Origin of the sequence: Xanthomonas sp. 3793, assembly GCF_024806835.1 — a bacterium.
Lineage (GTDB): Bacteria > Pseudomonadota > Gammaproteobacteria > Xanthomonadales > Xanthomonadaceae > Xanthomonas > Xanthomonas arboricola_F.
This window is the reverse complement of record NZ_JANTYU010000003.1, coordinates 543356-563483: the sequence shown is the minus strand read 5'-3', so window position 1 is coordinate 563483 and position 20128 is coordinate 543356. Positions and strand designations below refer to the sequence as shown.

The window sequence follows — 20128 nt, the reverse complement described above, 5'->3', positions numbered from 1 at the left end:
GGCGGCGGTTGGCCCGATCAGATGAGGTCGGCCCGCGATGCGGGCCACGCTGGGGACTAAGCAGGTTCTGCCCAGAGGCGTGGCAGCGGGGGGCGCATCAGGCAGCCCTACCGGGCATCAACACGCAGAACATTCCACAATGCGCTGCAAGCATCGACTAACGGCCGCGTCACCTCACCAAGCGTGCCAGCCCAGCGCACTACCAGCCCGCAGCACACCCACGCTCCAACGATTCCCCAATCCCGATTCCCGAATCCCGTCTTACGTCAGCCCGTACTCTTTCAATTTCTTGCGCAAGGTGGCGCGGTGAATGCCGAGCATCGCCGCAGCGCGGCTCTGGTTGCCTTCGCAGTGATTGAGCACTTCGACGAACAACGGGATCTCCATTTCGCGCAGCACGATCTCGTAGACATCGTCCGCGTCGCTGCCGTCCAGATCGCGCAGGTAACGGCGAACGGACTGCGCCACGTGTTCGCGCAGCGGCGACTTCGGGGCGCCACGACTGGTGTCAGGACGAGAGGGGGCTGCGTTCAAAGGAAGTTCCCAGTGTCACGAGGCCGGGGCGCGTGGCCGGCGAGGGGGAGTGAGTCTAGCGCGTGACCTCATCGCTCGCCACGCCCATGTAGCGAGCGGGCGAGGTTGTGTCCGCTTAGCGGAAGTCGAAACTGAAGGCGGCGGTGCTGGCGGCCGGTTCGCGGACGCGAAACGCCACCTGCACGGCCTGACCCGGCGCCAGCGTGTCGTGCTCGGCCGGCGCCTTACCCAGATATTCCTGCGGCGACAGCACCCGGGTGCCGATCACCCGTCCATCGGCATCGGACAGCGACAGCTGCAACCAGGGCCAGGCCTGCGCCCAGCGCGCATCGTTGCGGAAGCTGGCCTGGATCTCCAGCACGCCGGACACGCCGGGCAGCGGGCGCACGTCGCGATTGAGCAGGGTCAGCGTGGCCGGCTCGCGCCACGCCGGCAGCGTACAGCGCACCACCGCGCAGGCGCTGGCCACCAGCGGCCGCCAGCGCGCGTCGCCGGCCAGATGCGCACGGTCGGCGATGACGATCTGCAGGCCCAGCAACCCGGCCAGGCCGAGCAGCAGCGCCCACTGCCGCCCGCTGGCACGCAGTCGTGGGCGGCCGAGCCCTCGGCGCGCGAAGGTGGGCGCTGCCACGGCAGGCGTGGGCAAGGGATGCACTGGCGTTGCGTGGGCGCGCGCCTGCCCGACGACGTGGTCGTGCTGCGCGTCGGCTGCGAGCGCGACGCTGGACGCGTCGAGGTTGCCCGCATCGACAGCCTCGCTCTCCTGCCGGTCTGCGGCGTCGGGCGCGGCATGGGGCGCGGTGCTGGTCATGGTGTCGTCTGGTGCCTCGCCTGCCGCGTCCTGCTCGAGCGCCAGCTGCGGCGCCACGCGTCCACGCGCGGTGGTTTCCTGCAGCCCGGCTTGGTCTGGATGGGCGCTGCCGTCTGCATCAGCGGGCGACGGGGTCTGTGCCGGCGCGGTAAGCGGCGCACGCACGACCGGCACGTCTGCTGCAGCGACCTCGGGCGCAGGCACCGGTTGCGATACGGGAGCAGCGGGCAGCCCGGCCGCGGGCATCGGCACCACCTGCTCCGCTGGCGCAGTGGCCGGCACCACGGGCGGTTGAATCAACGTCGGTGCAGGCGGCGGCGTTGCGCGCAGAAAGGTGGCCAGGGGGCGGCGCGGTGGCGGAGTCTCTGACATCGGCAGGCGTGCAGCGGGAAGACCGCTATTCAACCACGGCTACGGCGATGGGCGAACGTCGTGGGACAGCGACGTGCTCCACCCGCGCACGCCGGCCCAGCGCCCTGGCGGCGATACGGCGACGCCAACACAGGAGCAGGTGCACGGAAAGTCGCGGTTTGCCCACGACAACCGCCAACACCGCCGCAGCTCACACGACGCCGCAGCAAACACGTGGCTTCGACTCCCGACCCCCGAATCCCGAATCCCGACTCCCGACTCCCGACTCCCGAATCCCGAATCCCGAATCCCGAATCCCGAATCCCGAATCCCGAATCCCGAACTCACCGCCTGCGCCGCGTCTTGCCCTCGGCCAGCAGCAGATCCAGCAGCCCGCTGCGCTGACGTGGCGCCAGGGTGTCGAAGCGGGCCAGCAGCACGCGTTGCTGATCGTCCAGGCGACGGTACTGGGCCGGTTCCTCGGCAATGGTCGACACCGGCGGGCCGAACACGCGGTCGCCGCGGCCAGTGGCCAGGTATTCGAACGCCATGCCGCTGCGCTTGGCCAGACCGATCAGGTTCTCCACCGACGGCGCGGTGCCCTCGGCCATTTCCCACTGCGCCACTGCGCTGCGGGTGACGCCCAGCTCGCCGGCCAGGGCTTCCTGGGTCAGCTTGGTGAAGCTGCGGGCTTCGCGTACTCGTTCGTACAGCTTGCTCACACGGCACCGGATCGGGAGGCGGACAGGGCCGGGAGATATAGCCCTAGCGGCGCTTTGGGATAGTTCGTATAACTTTCATATCGACATATGTTTGCGATACTGTCGCAATGGCGTCGAGGATGTGATCACAGCGAACTCAAGGAGGATGTTCATGGTCGAGCCTGTCACTCCAAACCCCGGCCAGCGGCCTGGCCAGACACCGCCGCCGAACGCACCGTGGCCGGCCGATTCGCCGCTGGATCCGGCGGTCGCGCACTTTCGTGGAGCGCCCTGCTACCAGGTCTGGCGACGCAATCAGGAGTGGGATGCCATTGCCGAGGGCATGCATTGGTCAGCCGCGCTGGCGCCGCGCGGCTGGGCGCTGCGCTATCGGCATTGGCCCTTGCTGGGGATCGGGGCGACGCTTGCAGTTCTGGCTGCAGGCGTGGCGCTGGCCGGCGTGCAGGCGTGGTCGGCGGGCGCCTGGGTGGCGCTGTTGCTGGCCGAGCTGGGCTTGCGTGTGGGTGCGGCCCGGCAGGCCGGGCGCTGGCGCAGTGTGGCGTTACAGCGTGCCGGCTGGCAGGCGGTGACCCGCCTGCGTGCGATCAGCGTGGCCGATGCGGTGACCACCGCGCAGATCCGCGCCAGCCGCCCGCAGCGGTGAGCGAGCCGGCGATCAGCTGCGGCGGACGCCGTCGATGCGCATCCAGTCTTCGTCGCGCTCGCAACGCAGCTGGTCGAACCAGGGCGCGTAGCGTTGCAGCAACTCGTCCTCCTGGCCGTGCAGGATGCCCGACAGGGCAATGCGGCCGCCCGGCGCCACGCGTGCGGCCAGGGTGTCGGCCAACGCATCCAGTGCCGAGGCCAGGATGTTGGCGACCACCACCGGATAAGTCTGCACCGGCTCGTCCTGCGGCAGATACACCGCCAGCTGCGCGGCCACGGCGTTGCGCTCGGCATTGTCGGCCGTCGCCAGCAGCGCCTGCGGGTCGTTGTCCACCCCCACGGCGCTGGCGGCGCCCAGCTTCAGCGCGGCGACGGCCAGAATGCCCGAGCCGCAGCCGAAGTCGAGCACGCTGCGGCCCTGCAGCTCGCCGCTGCCGGCCAGGCTGTCCAGCCAGCGCAGGCACAGCGCGGTGGTCTGGTGCGTCCCCGACCCGAACGCCAGGCCCGGATCCAGCCGCACCACGGCGGCCTGCGGCGTGTCGGCCGCTTCGGGCAGGTCGTGATTCCACGGCACGATGAAGGTGCGCGCGCCGAACTGCATCGGCTTGAACAGATCCATCCAGGCGCGTTCCCAGTTGCTGTCCTCGACCATGCGCAGTGCCACCTGGCTCCAGTCCAGCTCCGGGTCGAACGCTTCCAGCGCCGCAAGCACTGCCAGCGCGTCGCTCTCGCCATCGAACAGCGCAGTCAGCACCAGCGAATTCCATAACGGCATTTCGCCCACGCCAGGCTCCAGAATGGCGCGCTCGTTGCTGGTATCGGCATCGGCATCGAGCAGGGTCACCGCCAGCGCGCCGACGTCCTCCAGCGCGTTCTGGAAGCGGGGCTGGGTGGTATCGGAGCAGGGCAGGGTCAGTTCAAGAAACGGCATCGTGGCAGTCGGCAATCATCAAGGCGTGCATCGTAGACCATTCGCGGCGGCGGGCTGAGGCATTGCGCCCTGCCGGGTGCATGGCGTGGTGGAAGATGCCGGGACGGGATCGCGCGCCGATGCGCCAGACGCGTCTACGAGACAGACGCGCGTTGCATCCAGACGCGGAGCGCGAAGCCGCCGGACACACGAGGCACGCACGCAACAGGTGCCTCGCACTGGAGCGCTCGCGCGTCGACGCACACCCATTCTGTCTGTCAGGCAGAGCTCCGCAAGCGTTCCGGCATCGCGCTGTCTCCACATGCAAGGCCTACGCCGGATACAGGAGCCAGAGTGCGATGCGACCGGGCGCCTATCGCACAAGCGATAGGCGCATTGCGATAAGAGTGCTCATGCGCAGACTGCCGTGTATTGCTTCTGCCAGGCAGACATCCGCGAGCTTGCCGGCAGTGCGACGTCCCCACATGCACTGGCTACGCTTCACCCGCACCCGCACCCGCACCCGCACCCGCACCCGCACCCGCACCCGCACCCGCACCCGCACCCGCACCCGCACCCGCACCCGCACCCGCACCCACACCCACACCCACACCCACACCCACACCCACACCCACACCCACACCCACACCCGCGATGCGATGCGATCAGGCACACGCAGCGCCCAGGCGAAGGACGCTGCGCACATCAGCGCTGAAAAGACGTAGCAGCGATTGCCAGGCGGGGGCGAACGCCGTATCGACAATGATCGATGGCACTGCACTGGCCAGCGGCATTCGCGCGCTACATGCCCACTCCCGGCAAAGGCCGCGCCTGTCTGCTGATCGCGCGGTCGCCTATTGCCCGATCTGCGCCGGCACTGCAGGCATCGCCCACGCGCGCTGCGCGTAGCGGCGGCGCTCGCTTGCCGGCCGCCGCGTGTACGGCCGGGTGCTAGACTCCGCGCCGTTGCTGCGGGCGTCTTCCGCAGCTGGGTTGCCGCTGTGATGCCGCTTGTCCGTGCCCGCCATCTCTGGCTGTTGCTCGCTCCCGTCGCGCTCGCGACGGCAGCGTGGTGGCACCTGCGTGCGCAGCCGGCAGCGCGCGCCACTGCCGTGCCCGCCAGCACCGGCGCCGTGCACCAGCCTGCGGCACCACCGGCGCGGCCCCCATCTTCCGAACGCGGCAACGCGCTGCAACTGAGCTATCGCGATGCGGTGGATGTACAGCGGGATCTGTATCGCTATGCGCAGCAACTGCAGCAGCAGGTACGTGCCGGCGATGCGCAGGCCGGCTGGCGCCTGAGCCGGGTCTATGATTACTGCGCGCCGTATGCGTCCAGCCCGGCCGGCTATGCCGCCGACAGCGCGTGGATCGCCACGCACCAGACCCCGGGCGTGGCGGCGATGCACGCTGCACGCGATCGGGTGGCGCAGCGCTGCGCCGGCTTTGCCCCCAGCGATGGGCTGGGCCCGCGCCTGGTCGCGCAACAACGGCTAAGCGCCGCGCGCGGCGGCAGCCTGGCTGCCGAGGCCGCGTTGCTGGCCCTGGGCGAACCGCTGCAGGCAACGCCCACTTACAAGCGCGCGCTGGTGCGCCGTGTGCTGGCTTCGCGCGACCCGGAGGCTTACCTGGCCCTGGCGCCGGCGATGGGCGCGCGCGCCAGCGGCGATGACAGTCTGGACGGGTATGTGGCCGGCGATCAGTTCGCCGAACTCGCCTGGCAGGTGGCGGCGTGCCGCCTGGGCCTGGACTGCAGCGCCGACAGCACGCTGGTCACCAGTTATTGCGCCAACGCGGGCATCTGCTCGCGCGAGGGCGCGCAGGATTTTGTGTCGTTCGTATTCGACGCCGCGGTGCCGCGGCAGGGAGCAGACAGCGTGGATGAGATGGTCGATAGGTTGGTGTCCGATCCGGGAGCGCAGTCATGAATTACCGTCGGTTGGCGCATGGCGCCAAGTTCTGGTTCTGGGTGGCGTTGTTCGTGGCGTATTCGGCCGCGGCGGTGGGCATCGTGATGATCGATACCGCCGATCACCGTTACCAGCCGCTGTCGATCAGATCGACCACGGTCGGTGCCGACGAGCAGCAGCGACGGCATGGCGCCAGCGAGGTGGCCGCGGTGTACCGCGCCAGCAGCGCGATGCCGTTTTCCACCTTGTCGGCCGGCTCGATGTTTCAGGTGGTCTGGCCGGACGGCTCCACCGAAACCATGATGGTGGTCGACCCGGCCTCGTCTAGCGGCATCGTGCCGGTGCCGGGCAGCCAGCAGGTGCCTGCGCCGCGGCGTTGAGCGATGCAGCGCATCGCGCCCTGATGCGAGTGTGCTGCGCATCCGCGCGCACGACTGACGATCTGCGCAGCGGATCCGGTAGCACCCGGCTCCGGTAGGAGCGCACCTGGGCGCGACGGGGTTCTACCGACAAAGCGCGGTCGCGCCCGGGTGCGCTCCTACGCATCGGGCGGCTGGCCGCATAGTTTGCTGGTGCCGGCTGTGATCCAGCCGCGTGCCTGGCCTGCGCGGCGCACTGCCGAGGCGATGCACCGGCAAGCCATGCGACAAGCCCGGTGTCCCGTGCTTGTCGCATGGTGCAATGGCCAGTGCGATCACTCCTAATTCCGTAGGCCCCCGGCTCGCGTAGGAGCGCACCTGGGCGCGGTGGGGTTCCACCGATAAGGCGCGGTCGCGGCCGGGTGCGCTCCTACGCATCGGTCGGCTGGCCGCATGGGCGCCGGTGCGGGGGTGTCGTCGCGATGCACCGGGAAACAACGCAACAAGCCCGGTTTCCCGGGCTTGTTGCGTGGTGCAATGACCAGTGCGATCAGGTCAGCGCGATCGACTTGTTCTTGCGCTCGGCCAGGCGCTTTTCCAGGTAATGGATGTTCTGCCCACCGGCCTGGAAGCCCTTGTCGCGCATGATGCGCTGCTGCAGCGGGATATTGGTCTTGATGCCGTCCACCACCATCTCGCTCAGCGCCACACGCATGCGCGCGATCGCGGTCTCGCGGTCGGGGCCGTGCACGATCAGCTTGCCGATCATCGAGTCGTAGTTCGGCGGCACCTTGTAGCCGGCATAGATGTGCGTATCCACCCGCACGCCCGGGCCGCCCGGCGGATGGAAGGCGGTGATCAGGCCCGGGTTGGGCATGAAGGTTTCCGGGTCTTCGGCATTGATGCGGCACTCGATCGCATGCCCGCGCAGCACGATGTCGCTCTGCTTGATGCTGAGCTTGTGGCCGGCGGCGATGCGCAACTGTTCGCACACCAGGTCGATGCCGGTGATGCGTTCGGTGACCGGGTGTTCCACCTGGATACGGGTGTTCATTTCGATGAAGTAAAAGCGCCCGCCTTCGAACAGGAACTCGAAGGTGCCGGCGCCGCGGTAGCCGATGCGGATGCAGGCATCCACGCAGACCTTGCCGATCTCGTTGCGCAGCTCCTCGGTGATGCCCGGGGCCGGCGCTTCTTCCACCACTTTCTGGTGGCGGCGCTGCATCGAGCAATCGCGTTCGCCCAGATGGATCGCACCGCCCTGGCCGTCGGCCAGCACCTGGATTTCCACGTGGCGCGGATTTTCCAGGAACTTCTCCATGTAGACCTGATCGTTGCTGAAAGCGGCCTTGGCTTCGGACTTGGTGGTTTCGATCGCAGCCTTCAACGCCGCTTCCGAATGCACCACGCGCATGCCGCGCCCGCCGCCGCCGCCGGCGGCCTTGATGATCACCGGGTAGCCGATCTCGCGCGCCACCTTGGTGTTGGCGACGATGTCATCGCCCAGCGGGCCGCCCGAGCCGGGCACGCACGGCACGCCGGCGGCCTTCATCGCGCGGATCGCCTCGACCTTGTCGCCCATCAGGCGGATGGTGTCGGCCTTGGGGCCGATGAAGATGAAGCCGGATTCTTCCACCCGCTCGGCGAAGTCGGCGTTTTCCGAGAGAAAACCGTAGCCGGGATGGATGGCCTGCGCATCGGTCACCTCGGCCGCGGCGATCAACGCCGGGATATTGAGGTAGCTGTCGCTGGAGGCGGCCGGGCCGATACAGACCGACTCGTCGGCCATGGCCACGTGCTTGAGGTTGCGGTCGACCGTGGAATGCACCGCGACCGTGCGGATGCCGAGCGTATGGCACGCGCGCAGGATGCGCAGCGCGATTTCGCCTCGGTTGGCGATGACGACTTTATCGAGCATGGGATTCGGGATTCGGGATTGGGGAGTCGTACAGGGCGCTGGGTTCGCGCAAATGTCGCGCTTGTTCCAGCGTGCGGATCAACGCATTGAGCCTGGCAAACGTGCGATTCAGCAGATCGACAGTTGCCGCACCGGGCGATGCGAACTGCAGGCGTGTTGCAATCTGCAGTTGCGTGTCCAGCTCCGCCAGCGAGCCCCGTGCCATCGAGAGATAACGCAGGTATTCGGCGGTGGAGCGCCGTGCAGCACCTTCGGCAATGTTGGACGGAATGCTGATCGCCGCGCGCCGCATCTGTGCTGTCAGTCCAAAACGTTCGGAATCGGGAAAATCGTGGCTCAGGCGGTAGATCGCTTCGACAAGCGACATCGCATCGCGCCACACCGTCAGGCGCTCATGCGGTCGCTCTTGCGAATCCCGAATCACGACTCCCGAATCCCGGCGCTTCAGCCAATCACAAACAACGGCTGATCGAATTCCACCGGCTGGCCGGTTTCGCCGAGGATGGCCACGATGGTGCCGGAAACGTCGGCTTCGATCGGGTTGAACATCTTCATCGCCTCGATGATCGCCAGGGTGTCGCCGGCCTTGACCGCCTGGCCCACGGCGACGAATGCCGGCTTGTCGGGGGAGGGCGAGGTGTAGAACGTGCCGACCATCGGCGCGCGCAACACATGGCCTTCCGGCAACGCAGCGGCCTGCTTGGCGCCCCCGGTGGAAGCCTCGGTGGGCGACTGCATCGGCATGGAGGCCGCTTGCGGCGCGGCGGCGGGGGCCGGTGCGTACTGCTGCACCGGCGCGCTCATCACCTGGGTGCCCTTGGGAACGCGCGCCAGGCGCACGCTTTCTTCGCCTTCCTTGATCTCGATTTCGGCGAGATTGGATTCTTCGAGCAGGTCGATCAGCTTCTTGATTTTGCGGAGATCCATAAGGGCCTCTTGTGGTGAATCGGTGGAGAGTGCCGGCGGATGCCGACGGAATGGGGTCAGACCCTCGGCGCGGTGGCCGATGGGGGGAGGGCACCTGTCATGCGTCGCGCTCCAGGCGCGCGATCGCCGCTTCCAGCGCCAGCCGGTAGCTGTCTGCGCCGAAGCCGCAGATCACCCCGTCGGCCTTGTCGCTGAGATAGCTGTGATGGCGGAACGGCTCGCGCGCATGCGGGTTGGACAGGTGGATCTCCACGAACGGCAGGCCCACGCCCAGCAGCGCGTCGCGCAGCGCCACCGAGGTATGGGTGAAGGCCGCCGGGTTGATCAGGATGTAGGCGGTGCCGTCCTCGCGGGCGGCGTGGATGCGCTCCACCAGCACGTGCTCGGCATTGGACTGCAGGCTGCTGAGCGTGTGCCCGGCTGCCTGCGCGCGGTCCACCAGGGCAGCATCGATCTGCGCCAGCGTGGTGCGCCCGTAGACCTCCGGCTCGCGGGTGCCGAGCAGGTTGAGGTTGGGGCCGTGCAACAGCAGCAGGTGGGCCATGGGATCCAGCGGAGCGGAAAGGCCGGAAGTCTGCGCGATGTGGGCGATGCTGTCCAGATAGCAGAAGTTATAGCTGTTTTAAACAATCGTTTGAATTCTTGCGGCGATTGTCGGCGCAGTCAGGTGCGGAGGGCATCTACCCAGGCGGCCCTGTTGCGGCAGCCTGCAGTGCCAGGCCGCATCGTCACGGCCGCTGCCCACCAGCCCCGCCAGTGGCCCCCGGCACCGGCATCGGTGGTGGTGCCGCGCGGCGCAGGGACCGGTCTGCGCATCTTCCACTGCCGCGCGTCGTGGTTCTGTGCCCGTGGCAGCAAGTTCGGCCGTTCCCGCCAGCGGGGGCGAGGCGCCATCGGTCAGGTTGCGCCGCCGGAGCGGCCTGCCGCAGTGAGCGGCACCCACGCTGGCCGCGCGCACCCACCGCGCACGATGGGCGCCGTTGCCGCCCCGGATGCCCGCGCAGACAAGCGTCGGTGCAGCGATGCGCCCCGCCGCCGATGGCCTACCTGCCCTCGGTTGCCGCGGTGTCGCCTCCGAGGTGTCGCCACAGGAAGGTGTACATCAGCGCAGCACGGTGCGCAGCCTGGGCATTGTCGCCAGGGTTGGCGTGGCCGCCCTCCATGCTTTCGTAGAACACCGCGTCCTTGCCTGCATCCAGCATCTTGGCGGCCATCTTGCGTGCGTGCCCGGGGTGGACGCGATCGTCGCGGGTGGAGGTCAGGAAGATCGTGGGCGGATAGGTCTTGTTCGGATCGAACAGGTGATATGGGGAAAAGGTCTGGATGAACGACCAGTCCGCAGTGTCCGGGTTGCCGTACTCGTCCATCCATGACGCGCCGGCTAGCAGGTGGTTATAGCGGCGCATGTCCAGCAGCGGCGCTTCGATCACTACCGCCCCGAACAGCTGCGGATACTGGGTCAGCATGTTGCCGGCCATCAATCCGCCGTTGCTGCCGCCGCGCACGGCCAGATGCCTGGCCGAGGTGACCTTGCGTGCGATCAGGTCCTGCGCGATGGCGGCCATGTCCTCGTAGGCCTTGTGCCGGTTCTGCTTGAGTGCGGCCTGGTGCCAGCGCGGGCCGTACTCGCCGCCGCCACGCATGTTGGACAGCGCGAAGACCCCGCCCTTCTCCAGCCACGCTCGTCCCATGACGCCGGAGTAGTACGGCAGCATCGGGATCTCGAAACCGCCATAGCCATAGAGTTGGGTCGGTGCGCTGCCATCGAATGCCAGCGCCTTCGGACGGACCAGGAAATACGGGACGCGGGTGCCGTCCTTGCTGGTCACGAAGTGTTGCTCGATGAGGAACCGGCTGGCATCGAAGAACGCCGGCAACGCTTTCAGGCGCTGCGGTTGCTTGCCGATCTGCGCCAGCGACAGCGTGGGCGGAGTGAGGTCGTCGGCGACGGTGAGCCACACCGCATCGCTGTCGAGGTCGTCCAACGCCTTGATCTCTGCGGCGCCGAAACTGGGTGCACCGACGAACGCGCTGCGCTTCCAGCTCTGCGCACCGGGCGTCAGCACGCTCAGCCGCGTTTTGACGTCATCCAGGATGTTGAGCACCAGGTGCGAGCGGGTCCAGACGGCACTGCTGAGCGAGGCGGTGTCGGTGGGCTGGAAGACCACCTCGAAGGCGCGCTTGCCCGCCATGAAATCGTCGAAACGGGTGGCCAGCAGCGTGCCGGCTGCATAGGTCTTGCCGCCGACGCTCCACGGCTCGCGCAGCTCCAGCGTCAGCCATTGGCGATGCAACTGCTTGGTCGCCGAGTCCGGCACCTCGATCTGGGCCAGGTGTCCGCTACTGTCGCGCAGATACCAGCGCTTGTTGCGGATGCCCAGCTCGCGAATCACGATGTCCCGCTCGAAGCCCGGGGTGTCGTCATGGAAGGCCCTCACGCGCATATCCTGCGGGCTGCCCTCGTAGACGGTCGTGGCGGTGTCCAGGGCGGTGCCGCGTTTCCATTGTTTGACCACGCGCGCGTAGCCCGAATCGGTCGTGGTGCCAGCACCGAAATCGGTACTGACATAGACGGTGTCCTGGTCGATCCAGGAGAGCTCGCCCTTGGCTTCGGGCCGGACGAAGCCGTCCTGCACCCAGTGCTTGTCGACCAGGTCGAACTCGCGGGTGACGTCGGCATCGGCACCGCCGCGCGACAGCGTGATCAGGCAGCGGCGATAGGCCGGACGCAGACAGTCGATGTCCTCGTGCTGCCATGCCCAATCCTTGCCCTCGCTCTGGTTGAGGGCGTCCAGATCCAGCACGGTTTCCCACTTGGGTGCGGGCTTGCGATATTCGGCCGGCGAAGTCCGTCGCCATATGCCGCGCTTGTGCTCTCTGTCCTGCCAGAAGTTGTAGTAGCTGTCACCGATCTTCTGCACGTCGGGAATCTTCGCATCCGAGTCCATGACTTCACGAATCCGTGTTTCCAGCTGCTTGAATTCGGCGGTGTCGGCCAGTTGTTTCTCGGTACGTGCATCTTGTTGCTTTACCCAGTCGAGCGCTCTTGTGCCGGTGACATCTTCCAGCCACAGATACGGGTCTGCGCTGGCCGCAGCGGGTGGAGTAGCCGCAATGCCGGGTGTCGCAGGTGCTGCATCGGCACCTGCAATGCCGGCAAGAAACAAGGCTGCGCCGAAAAAGGTGGACGTGGGGGCCATTATGTTGCCATCGCCGAAAGGGGGCGACAGCATAAAGTCGAATCTCGCGCTGCGACCGCGCAGTGAGTAATGTTGAGAAATGCGCGCCGAGAAACATCCGTTCGCGCCGCCGCGACTTTATACAAAAATAAAAATAACCGGATGCGGCCGAGTTAATCTTTTCCGGGCTCGATCGCGACGGATGATGGTCGTCGGCATCTTGCGGCGTCGGCCGTGCGCCGGTGAGCGGGGCAGGCTGCCGGCGACAGCAAGGCGCGCAAGTTTTTCAGATCACCTTGCGGACACAATCTGCACGCTTGTGCAGCGCTCGCCAGACGCATGCATCGGGGCGTCGAAGAGGCCGCTCACCGCGCCGCGCGCAGCAATGCATCCTCGGTGATCGCGCTGGTCAGCACCGTGGGCAGGATCGCCGGCGGGGCGCCGGGGCCATAGACCACGTACAGCGGCACGCCGACCGCCTGGTGCTGGTCGAGGAAGGTGCTGATGGCCGGGTCGACATTGGTCCAGTCGCCCTTCATGTAGACCGCATCGACACGGCGCAGCGCGTCGCGGAAGTCGGCGCTGCCCAGCACGTTCTTTTCGTTGGCCTTGCAGGTCACGCACCAGTCGGCGGTCATGTTGACGAACACCACGCGGTTGTCGGCGCGCAGGCGGTCCAGCAGCTGCGGCGAGAACGCGACCACACCTTCGCTGGCGGCGGTGGCGGCCGGCAGGCGCAGGCGGGTGACGCCCACCACCGGCACGATGGCCAGCACCAGCATCGCTGCGGCCAGGCGCAGGCCGGCGCGGTTGCTGGTCCAGCGGCTGCGCTCGAAACACCACAGGCCCAGCGCCAGCAGGGTGGCGCCGACCAGCATCAGGGCCAGCGCATCCACGCCGCGCTGCTTGCCCAGCACCCACAGCAGCCAGATCGCGGTGAGATACATCGGGAACGCCAGCACCTGCTTGAGCGTTTCCATCCAGGCGCCGGGCGTGGGCAGGCGCCGCGCCAGCGACGGGATGAAGCCGATCAGCAGGAAGGGCAGCGCCAGGCCCAGGCCCAGTGCCAGGAACACCAGCATCGCCAGCAGCGCAGGTGCGGTGAACGCATAGGCCAGGGCGGTGCCCATGAACGGGGCGATGCAGGGGCTGGCGACCACACAGGCCAGCACGCCGGTGAAAAAGTCGCCCAGCGGCCCGTTGCGCGCGGCCAGCGACTGGCCGATGCCACCCAGGTTGCTGCCCAGCGTGAACACGCCCGACAGGCTCAGGCCCACCGCGAACATCAGATAGGCCAGTGCCGCCACAAACCACGGCTGCTGCAGCTGGAAGCCCCAGCCGGCCGCCTGGCCGGCCGCACGCAGGGCGATCACCAGCCCGCCGATGGCGGCGAAGGACACCAGCACGCCCAGCGAATACCAGATGGCATGGCTGCGCGCGTGGCTGCGGCTCTCGCCGCTATGGGCCAGGCCCAGCACCTTCAGCGACAGGATCGGCAGCACGCACGGCATCAGGTTCAACACCAGCCCGCCGAGCAGGGCCAGCGCCAGCATCGCCAGCAGGCCCTTGTCGGTGTGTGGCGGCTGGGTGCGCTGCGGGTTGTCGGCCGCCGCTGTCGGCGCGGGTTGCGTCTTGGCGTCCGGCGCCGTTGCCGGGGCGGGCTCGGGAGGCGCCTGCCCGGCGGCCAGCGGCGAGATCATCAATGGGGCGGCTTGTGCCTGGTTCTGTGGCGACACCGTGCCGGTGGGCAGGTCCAGCGCCACGCGGCGGGTCATCGGCGGGTAGCAGATGCCGTCGGTCTGGCAGCCCTGGAAGGTGGCCACCAGGGTCACCCGCGCCGGGTCGGGATGCTCGCGCAGCAGCGGCAGGGTGACTTCGGCCTGGTCGAAATACACCACCACATCGCCGAAATGTTCGTCGCGATGGGTCTTGCCCTGCGGCCAGCGCGGCAGCCCGGTGCGCACGCCGCCGCTGCCTTCCACCGCCAGCGAGGTGCGGTCGCGGTAGAGGTAGTAGCCCGGTGCCGGGGTGAAGCGCAGCAGCAGGCTGTTGCCATCGCCCACGATGGCCTCGAAGGTGAAGGCCTGCTCGGCCGGCAGCGGTAGCGCATCCACGCCGGCCCCCTGGCCGGGCGCCCCGAACAGGCGCGGGCCAGGCGCGGCGCGCGGCACCAGGGCGCCCAGGTTTTCGCGTGGCGTGGCGGTGGTGGCCGTCGGTGCGCCGGGCAGGCTCACCCGGATCTCGCGGCGCTGCGGCGGGTAGCACACCCCGGCATCGGCGCAGCCCTGGTATTGCACCTGCAGCACCGCGGTTTTCAGTGCCGGATCGGCCCTGCCGGCCAGGGTGGTCTGCAGTTGTTTGCGGTAGGTCTGCACCTGGCCGAAGAACTCGTCGTGCTTGCTCTGGCCTTCCGGCAGCGCCAGTTCGCCGGCAGCAAAGCCTTGTCCGGATTTGACGCTGATGCGGTGCCGATACAGGTAATAGCCCGGCGCGATTTTCCAGCTCAGGCCGATGCTGTCGCGGCTGTCGGCCTGGGCGCTGAGCGCGAAGGCCTGGTCCACCGGCAGCAGGTCGGCCTCGCTGACCGCCTGCGCGGCGGGCGCCGCCAGTGCGAGCGAGGCGGCGATGACAGGGGCGGACAACCGTGCGCAGCGGGCGATCCAGCGGGACAGAAACTTCATGGACGTCAGGATTCCTTAGCGGGTATCGGCCCGGACCCAATCGAGATACGCCGGCAGCCCGGCGCTGGCTTGGACCGCGACCGCCTCCGGCAGTTCATAGGGATGCAGTGCCCGCAGCCGCGCGATGGCGTCCGGCAGGCGATCCTCCCAGGTCTTGATCAGCAGCTGCACTTCGGTACTGCGCTCGATCGCCCCGTTCCAGCGGTATAGCGATTGCGCGCCCGGCAACTGGGTGACGCAGGCGGCCAGGCGTTCGTCGAGCAAGGCGTGCGCGATACGGTCGGCGCTGTCCGCATCCGGGCAGGTGCTGAACAACAAATGGAGGGAAGAGGCATTCATTCGGTCTGGCAGTGTAATCCCCTGTCTGCGGGGGGAGCGACTGCGCATTCCGGAACAGGGCGTCAACTTCGCGGGATTGGCGCCGCCGGCGGGCCGTGCGTAGCGCTGCCCACGTCTTTGTGAGCCGAACAGGCGTGCCGGGCTTCTAGAACGGCGTCTGTGCGCACGCCGATGAGCGTAGTACGCCGGGTAACTTGCCGGCGCCGGATGCACCGCTGTCCGATGCGTGCCTGGACCGCGCTCCGCGCCAACATCAGGGTCGTGCAAAGCGAGGCTGGCCCACGATCAGCAACAAGGCCCCGCTCCTGCGGACAATGTGGATTGGAGGGACCAGTTTCCCTGGCCCGGCATCGCGATCCCGGGCCAGGGGGGGCATCACCGCCTGGTGCTGACGGTGGTCGTCGCCTCGCATGCGCCATCGGTTTGCGTGCAACGCCAGGCGGCAGCCTCGCGGCGATTGGCGACATGCTGCCGGCCATCGCCGCTGGCGCCCGACGCCTCAGCACGCCGACCTTCCTGGCACGCGCGGAACAGCGGTCCAGCCACGCCGGCCCGACGCAGCGCGCGTCGGGCCGGTGCGGCTCAGTTGGCCAGCTGGCAGCTGGCCGGTTTGGCCGAGGTGAATAGGCCGGCGGTGGCCCATTCGGGGTGGTCGACGAACGGGTTGCGGTTGCCCTGGAAGCTGAAGATCACCTGGTTGCGCGCGCGTTCTGCATCGTCCGGCGGGTCGGCCTGGTGCCAGGCCAGCAGCGTGGACAGCAGGCCCATGTAGGCCGGCGAGGCCGAGGTCTGCACGATCTTGCTGCGGTCGTCGGTGAGTTCCAGATCCGGTTCGGACTGGCCGGTGGTCGCATCAACGCCGCCTTCGTAGCGGATCGCCATGTACATCACCGCGCGTGCCATGTCGCCCTTGCGCTTGCCCCACACCTCGAACGTGCCGCTGTTGCCGTCCGGCGTGCGCACCCAGTTGGAATTGCCCGGATAGCGCCCGCTGCCGCCGCCACTGCCGTCGTTGACCTCGGTCACCCGCTCGCCGCAGCTGCTGGTGCAGGTGGCGTAGGGCTTGTTGCCGCGGTCGGCGTTGAAGGTGGTGTCGGTCAGGTACAGCATGTGGGTGTCGGTGTAGGGCGCATACGGCAGGCCGCGATCGCCGGTGGCGCTGCCGAAACCCAGCGAGTTGGGCCAGGTGTGCTCGCGGTTGTAGGTCAGCCCGCTACCGGTGCCGGCCCGGTCGCTGCCCTTGGCGTAGCTGCGGTTGCGGTAGGCGTCCAGGATCCGGCCGCTGTTGTTGGGGTCCTCGTCGGCCATCTCCAGGATGGTCCAGGTGTTGGTGCCGGTTCCGCTGTAGGGATAGACCGTGTGGCCGCGGATGGTCGCATTGAGCGAGCAGCGCAGCTGGCTGGGGCTGGTGGTGTTGACCCGCGAGTAGTAGCCGGTACCGCCGCCGCTGGCGGTCGCCACGGTGAAGGCGATCGACTGATTGGCCGCCGGGCTCAGCCCGCTGGCATCGCGGATGGCGCTGGCCGTGATCGCCAGGGTGCAACGCTCGCCACCGACCAGGGCGGTGTTGGTGGACAGGGTGAAGCGGGTGCCGCTGCTCGGGTAGCTCAAGGCCACCGTGCCGGAGCTGGCGCAGCTCAGCGCAAAGGCGCCGCCGCTCAGCGTCACCGCCTCGCTGAAGCCCACGCTCAGATCGCCCGCGGCGGGGAAGCCGGTCGCGCCCTGGGTTGGAGTGGTGCTGGTGATCGATGGTGCAGCGCCGGTTTCGCCGCCACCGCCGCTGCCGTTGAAGGTCTGGCCGCGGTTGCAGGCGCCGAAGGTCTGTGCCGACGAGCCGGCCCAGCTGAAGTTGGCCGCGCTGCTGCCGGTGCCGGTGAGTTGCAGCGAACTGCCGACCGCGCTGCTGTTGCTCTCGCTGACCGGCAGGTTCTGGCTGGTGATGCCGGCGGCGGGCCCGCCGCTGGCGGTGATGGCGCCTTCATAACTGAGGAACTGCACCAACTGGCCGTTGGGGTCGACCAGCGCCACGCCGTCGTTGGGCCCGTTCTGCACGCCGTTGCTGGCGTAGCTCACCGTGGCCACGCGCACCTGGCTGCCGCAGCTGAGCAGGCTGCCGGCCGGGACCGCCGTGTTGGCATAGACCGTCGCCGCACTGGGCGCGCTGCCGTTGTACAGATAGATCCGGTAGCCGCTCAGCGACTCGCCGGCGGTGGCCACCACTTCCACGCCTTCGCCGGTATCGCCGGAGGCGCCCGCGTCGTCGTAATGCAGTTCGTTGATGAACACCGCGGCGTGGGCGGCGGGGACGGCCAGGACAATGGCGCAGGCCAGCGGAAGACTACGGAACGGCAACCTCATCGACAGCTCCTTGTGATCGGGGAATGCGGGTCCGACTGTAGAGTCTGCGCATGACAAACGGTGGAACCTGGTTCCATTTTTAGAACGCGTGCCGCCTGGCCCGCATGGCGGGGCGGGTGGAGCGGCGGCCAGGGGGTGAGCTAGCGACGGCTACGCGCGCGGCCTGTCTGCGCGCCGCCCCAGGCCCGCCCGATGACGGTTTACTGGGCCTCCGTTGTCGCTGCCTGGCCTGCGAATCAGACCTGCCGAAGAAAAAAGTTTGCGCCCGGCCCTTGAAACCCGCCCGCCCAGCACAATCTCTGGCCCGCACCCGCTCTGTCGGGTTTTTTCCGCGCGCTGTGCTGGCAGTCGTCATATGCGAGTGCTAACATCGCCGATAATTTCCAGACCAATCAATCACTTAAGAGGGTCTTTCTCTATGAGCATCAAGCCGCTTCACGACCGCGTTGTAGTCAAGCCGATCGAAGCCGACGAAGTTTCCGCCGGCGGCATCGTGATTCCGGACTCCGCCAAGGAAAAGTCCACCAAGGGTGAAGTCGTCGCCATCGGCGCCGGCAAGCCCCTGGACAACGGCAGCCTGCGCGCGCCGGTGGTCAAGGTCGGCGACAAGGTCATCTACGGCCAGTACGCCGGCAGCAGCTACAAGTCCGAAGGCGTCGAGTACAAGGTGCTGCGCGAAGACGACATCCTGGCGGTCATCGGCTGATAGCCGTTGCCGGCGGGAGTCGGGAGTGGGGATTCGGGATTGGCCACTGCGCTTGGCGCAGCTGATCCCGCATCTCCCCCGAACCCCGCTCTAGCCAATCCCCAATCCCCAATCCCAAATTCCGGAGTTACAACAAATGGCTGCTAAAGACATTCGTTTCGGTGAAGACGCGCGTACCCGCATGGTCCGTGGCGTCAACGTGCTTGCCAATGCCGTCAAGGCAACCCTGGGCCCGAAGGGCCGCAACGTCGTGCTCGAGAAGAGCTTCGGCGCGCCGACCATCACCAAGGACGGCGTCTCCGTCGCCAAGGAAATCGAACTGGCTGACAAGTTCGAGAACATGGGCGCGCAGATGGTCAAGGAAGTCGCTTCCAAGACCAACGACAACGCCGGCGACGGCACCACCACCGCCACCGTGCTGGCACAGGCCCTGATCCGCGAAGGCGCCAAGGCCGTGGCCGCCGGCATGAACCCGATGGACCTCAAGCGCGGTATCGACCAGGCCGTCAAGGCCGCCGTCATCGAGCTGAAGAACATCTCCAAGCCCACCACCGACGACAAGGCGATTGCCCAGGTCGGCACCATCTCGGCCAACTCGGACGAATCGATCGGCAACATCATTGCCGAAGCGATGCAGAAGGTCGGCAAGGAAGGCGTGATCACCGTTGAAGAAGGCTCGGGCCTGGAAAACGAGCTGGACGTGGTCGAGGGCATGCAGTTCGATCGCGGCTACCTGTCCCCGTACTTCATCAACAACCAGCAGAGCCAGTCGGCCGACCTGGACGACCCGTTCATCCTGCTGCACGACAAGAAGATCTCCAACGTGCGTGACCTGCTGCCCGTGCTGGAAGGCGTGGCCAAGGCCGGCAAGCCGCTGCTGATCGTCGCCGAAGAAGTCGAAGGCGAGGCGCTGGCGACCCTGGTGGTCAACACCATCCGTGGCATCGTCAAGGTCGTGGCCGTCAAGGCACCGGGCTTCGGCGACCGTCGCAAGGCGATGCTGGAAGACATGGCCGTGCTGACCGGCGGCACCGTGATCTCCGAGGAAGTGGGCCTGGCGCTGGAGAAGGCCACGATCAAGGATCTCGGCCGCGCGAAGAAGGTGCAGGTCTCCAAGGAGAACACCACCATCATCGACGGTGCTGGCGATTCGGCCGCGATCGAGTCGCGCGTCGGCCAGATCAAGACCCAGATCGAAGACACCTCGTCCGATTACGACCGCGAGAAGCTGCAGGAACGTGTGGCCAAGCTGGCCGGCGGCGTTGCCGTGATCAAGGTCGGCGCCTCGACCGAGATCGAAATGAAGGAAAAGAAGGCCCGCGTCGAAGACGCCCTGCACGCCACCCGTGCAGCCGTCGAAGAAGGCGTGGTCCCGGGCGGCGGCGTGGCCCTGGTGCGTGCGCTGGTGGCCGTCGGCAACCTGACCGGTGCCAACGAAGACCAGACCCACGGCATCCAGATCGCCCTGCGCGCGATGGAAGCCCCGCTGCGCGAAATCGTGGCCAATGCCGGCGAAGAGCCGTCCGTGATCCTGAACAAGGTCAAGGAAGGCACCGGCAACTACGGCTACAACGCGGCCAACGGCGAGTTCGGCGACATGGTCGAGTTCGGCATCCTGGATCCGACCAAGGTCACCCGTTCGGCGCTGCAGAACGCAGCCTCGATCGCCGGCCTGATGATCACCACCGAAGCCATGGTGGCCGATGCACCGAAGAAGGACGAGCCGGCGATGCCGGCCGGCGGTGGCATGGGCGGCATGGGCGGCATGGATTTCTGAT

The 20128-nt window shown here is 67.6% G+C and carries 17 protein-coding genes and 1 pseudogene; 6 read left to right on the top strand and 12 right to left on the bottom strand.

The features are described from left to right. Positions 1-261: 261 nt before the first annotated feature. From fis to FHY18_RS12730, 3 genes are all read right to left on the bottom strand, one after another. Complete coding sequence (gene fis / locus FHY18_RS12740) at positions 262-534, bottom strand: DNA-binding transcriptional regulator Fis (RefSeq protein WP_002804983.1); 273 nt, start codon at positions 532-534, stop codon at positions 262-264. A 115-nt stretch (positions 535-649) separates the two neighbouring features. Beyond that, on the bottom strand, positions 650-1717 hold the full coding sequence (locus FHY18_RS12735; RefSeq protein WP_259155733.1) for a DUF3426 domain-containing protein: 1068 nt from the start codon (positions 1715-1717) through the stop codon (positions 650-652). Between the two features lie 323 nt (positions 1718-2040). Then, positions 2041-2418: a helix-turn-helix domain-containing protein gene (locus FHY18_RS12730; protein ID WP_046964217.1), complete on the bottom strand. Its 378-nt coding sequence runs from the start codon at positions 2416-2418 to the stop codon at positions 2041-2043. Between the two features lie 145 nt (positions 2419-2563). Here FHY18_RS12730 and FHY18_RS12725 point away from each other — a divergent pair, with 145 nt between their 5' ends. Beyond that, positions 2564-3061 (top strand): hypothetical protein, encoded by a 498-nt coding sequence (locus FHY18_RS12725; protein ID WP_259155728.1) that lies wholly within the window; start codon positions 2564-2566, stop codon positions 3059-3061. Positions 3062-3073: 12 nt separating this feature from the next. On the opposite strand, the gene prmA is transcribed toward FHY18_RS12725, so the two are convergent. Next, a complete protein-coding gene (gene prmA, locus FHY18_RS12720; RefSeq protein ID WP_259155727.1) occupies positions 3074-3994 on the bottom strand; it encodes a 50S ribosomal protein L11 methyltransferase in 921 nt (306 codons plus the stop codon). A gap of 449 nt (positions 3995-4443) precedes the next feature. On the opposite strand from prmA, the gene FHY18_RS12715 reads away from it, so the two are divergent. From FHY18_RS12715 to FHY18_RS12705, 3 genes are all read left to right on the top strand, one after another. After that, positions 4444-4698 (top strand): hypothetical protein, encoded by a 255-nt coding sequence (locus FHY18_RS12715; protein ID WP_259155726.1) that lies wholly within the window; start codon positions 4444-4446, stop codon positions 4696-4698. 279 nt (positions 4699-4977) lie between these two features. After that, positions 4978-5901 carry a hypothetical protein gene (locus FHY18_RS12710; protein WP_259155725.1) on the top strand — a complete coding sequence of 308 codons (924 nt, stop codon included), beginning with the start codon at positions 4978-4980 and terminating at the stop codon, positions 5899-5901. Beyond that, positions 5898-6263 (top strand): hypothetical protein, encoded by a 366-nt coding sequence (locus FHY18_RS12705; protein ID WP_259155723.1) that lies wholly within the window; start codon positions 5898-5900, stop codon positions 6261-6263. Before FHY18_RS12710 ends, FHY18_RS12705 begins: the two co-directional genes overlap by 4 nt. 529 nt (positions 6264-6792) lie before the next feature. Here FHY18_RS12705 and accC read toward each other — a convergent pair. The 8 genes and pseudogenes from accC to FHY18_RS12665 all read right to left on the bottom strand — a co-directional run bounded on the left by accC (position 6793) and on the right by FHY18_RS12665 (position 17644). Beyond that, the gene (gene accC, locus FHY18_RS12700) at positions 6793-8160 is read right to left on the bottom strand and encodes an acetyl-CoA carboxylase biotin carboxylase subunit (protein WP_046964211.1); all 1368 of its coding nucleotides are present in this window, start codon (positions 8158-8160) and stop codon (positions 6793-6795) included. Next, complete coding sequence (locus FHY18_RS12695) at positions 8150-8584, bottom strand: four helix bundle protein (RefSeq protein ID WP_259155720.1); 435 nt, start codon at positions 8582-8584, stop codon at positions 8150-8152. The genes accC and FHY18_RS12695 overlap by 11 nt, the downstream gene beginning before the upstream one ends. 20 nt (positions 8585-8604) lie before the next feature. Then, positions 8605-9087, bottom strand: a complete 483-nt coding sequence (accB, locus tag FHY18_RS12690; protein ID WP_259155718.1) for an acetyl-CoA carboxylase biotin carboxyl carrier protein — start codon at positions 9085-9087, stop codon at positions 8605-8607. 97 nt (positions 9088-9184) lie between these two features. After that, positions 9185-9631, bottom strand: coding sequence for a type II 3-dehydroquinate dehydratase (aroQ, locus tag FHY18_RS12685; protein WP_046964208.1), 447 nt, complete (start codon positions 9629-9631; stop codon positions 9185-9187). 499 nt (positions 9632-10130) lie between these two features. After that, positions 10131-12182 (bottom strand): annotated as a pseudogene (locus FHY18_RS12680) (prolyl oligopeptidase family serine peptidase); the annotation flags it as partial. 449 nt (positions 12183-12631) lie between these two features. Continuing rightward, positions 12632-14947: a protein-disulfide reductase DsbD gene (locus FHY18_RS12675; RefSeq protein WP_259155715.1), complete on the bottom strand. Its 2316-nt coding sequence runs from the start codon at positions 14945-14947 to the stop codon at positions 12632-12634. 15 nt (positions 14948-14962) lie between these two features. After that, positions 14963-15286 (bottom strand): divalent-cation tolerance protein CutA, encoded by a 324-nt coding sequence (gene cutA, locus FHY18_RS12670; RefSeq protein WP_259155714.1) that lies wholly within the window; start codon positions 15284-15286, stop codon positions 14963-14965. Positions 15287-15868: 582 nt separating this feature from the next. Continuing rightward, complete coding sequence (locus tag FHY18_RS12665) at positions 15869-17644, bottom strand: endonuclease (RefSeq protein ID WP_259155713.1); 1776 nt, start codon at positions 17642-17644, stop codon at positions 15869-15871. 418 nt (positions 17645-18062) lie between these two features. On the opposite strand from FHY18_RS12665, the gene FHY18_RS12660 reads away from it, so the two are divergent. Continuing rightward, complete coding sequence (locus FHY18_RS12660) at positions 18063-18350, top strand: co-chaperone GroES (RefSeq protein WP_003483210.1); 288 nt, start codon at positions 18063-18065, stop codon at positions 18348-18350. 136 nt (positions 18351-18486) lie between these two features. Continuing rightward, entirely contained in the window at positions 18487-20127 is a 1641-nt protein-coding gene (gene groL / locus FHY18_RS12655) for a chaperonin GroEL (RefSeq protein WP_039421754.1), read from the top strand. Position 20128: the final 1 nt, after the last annotated feature.

What these genes read in the sequence shown, in the direction of transcription:
- FHY18_RS12735 (WP_259155733.1), bottom strand. Translation starts at nt 1,717, where the DNA reads ATGTCAGAGACTCCGCCACCGCGCCGCCCCCTGGCCACCTTTCTGCGC.
- FHY18_RS12725 (WP_259155728.1), top strand. Translation starts at nt 2,564, where the DNA reads ATGTTCATGGTCGAGCCTGTCACTCCAAACCCCGGCCAGCGGCCTGGC.
- prmA (WP_259155727.1), bottom strand. Translation starts at nt 3,994, where the DNA reads ATGCCGTTTCTTGAACTGACCCTGCCCTGCTCCGATACCACCCAGCCC.
- FHY18_RS12710 (WP_259155725.1), top strand. Translation starts at nt 4,978, where the DNA reads ATGCCGCTTGTCCGTGCCCGCCATCTCTGGCTGTTGCTCGCTCCCGTC.
- FHY18_RS12705 (WP_259155723.1), top strand. Translation starts at nt 5,898, where the DNA reads ATGAATTACCGTCGGTTGGCGCATGGCGCCAAGTTCTGGTTCTGGGTG.
- accC (WP_046964211.1), bottom strand. Translation starts at nt 8,160, where the DNA reads ATGCTCGATAAAGTCGTCATCGCCAACCGAGGCGAAATCGCGCTGCGC.
- accB (WP_259155718.1), bottom strand. Translation starts at nt 9,087, where the DNA reads ATGGATCTCCGCAAAATCAAGAAGCTGATCGACCTGCTCGAAGAATCC.
- aroQ (WP_046964208.1), bottom strand. Translation starts at nt 9,631, where the DNA reads ATGGCCCACCTGCTGCTGTTGCACGGCCCCAACCTCAACCTGCTCGGC.
- FHY18_RS12675 (WP_259155715.1), bottom strand. Translation starts at nt 14,947, where the DNA reads ATGAAGTTTCTGTCCCGCTGGATCGCCCGCTGCGCACGGTTGTCCGCC.
- cutA (WP_259155714.1), bottom strand. Translation starts at nt 15,286, where the DNA reads ATGAATGCCTCTTCCCTCCATTTGTTGTTCAGCACCTGCCCGGATGCG.
- FHY18_RS12665 (WP_259155713.1), bottom strand. Translation starts at nt 17,644, where the DNA reads ATGAGGTTGCCGTTCCGTAGTCTTCCGCTGGCCTGCGCCATTGTCCTG.
- FHY18_RS12660 (WP_003483210.1), top strand. Translation starts at nt 18,063, where the DNA reads ATGAGCATCAAGCCGCTTCACGACCGCGTTGTAGTCAAGCCGATCGAA.
- groL (WP_039421754.1), top strand. Translation starts at nt 18,487, where the DNA reads ATGGCTGCTAAAGACATTCGTTTCGGTGAAGACGCGCGTACCCGCATG.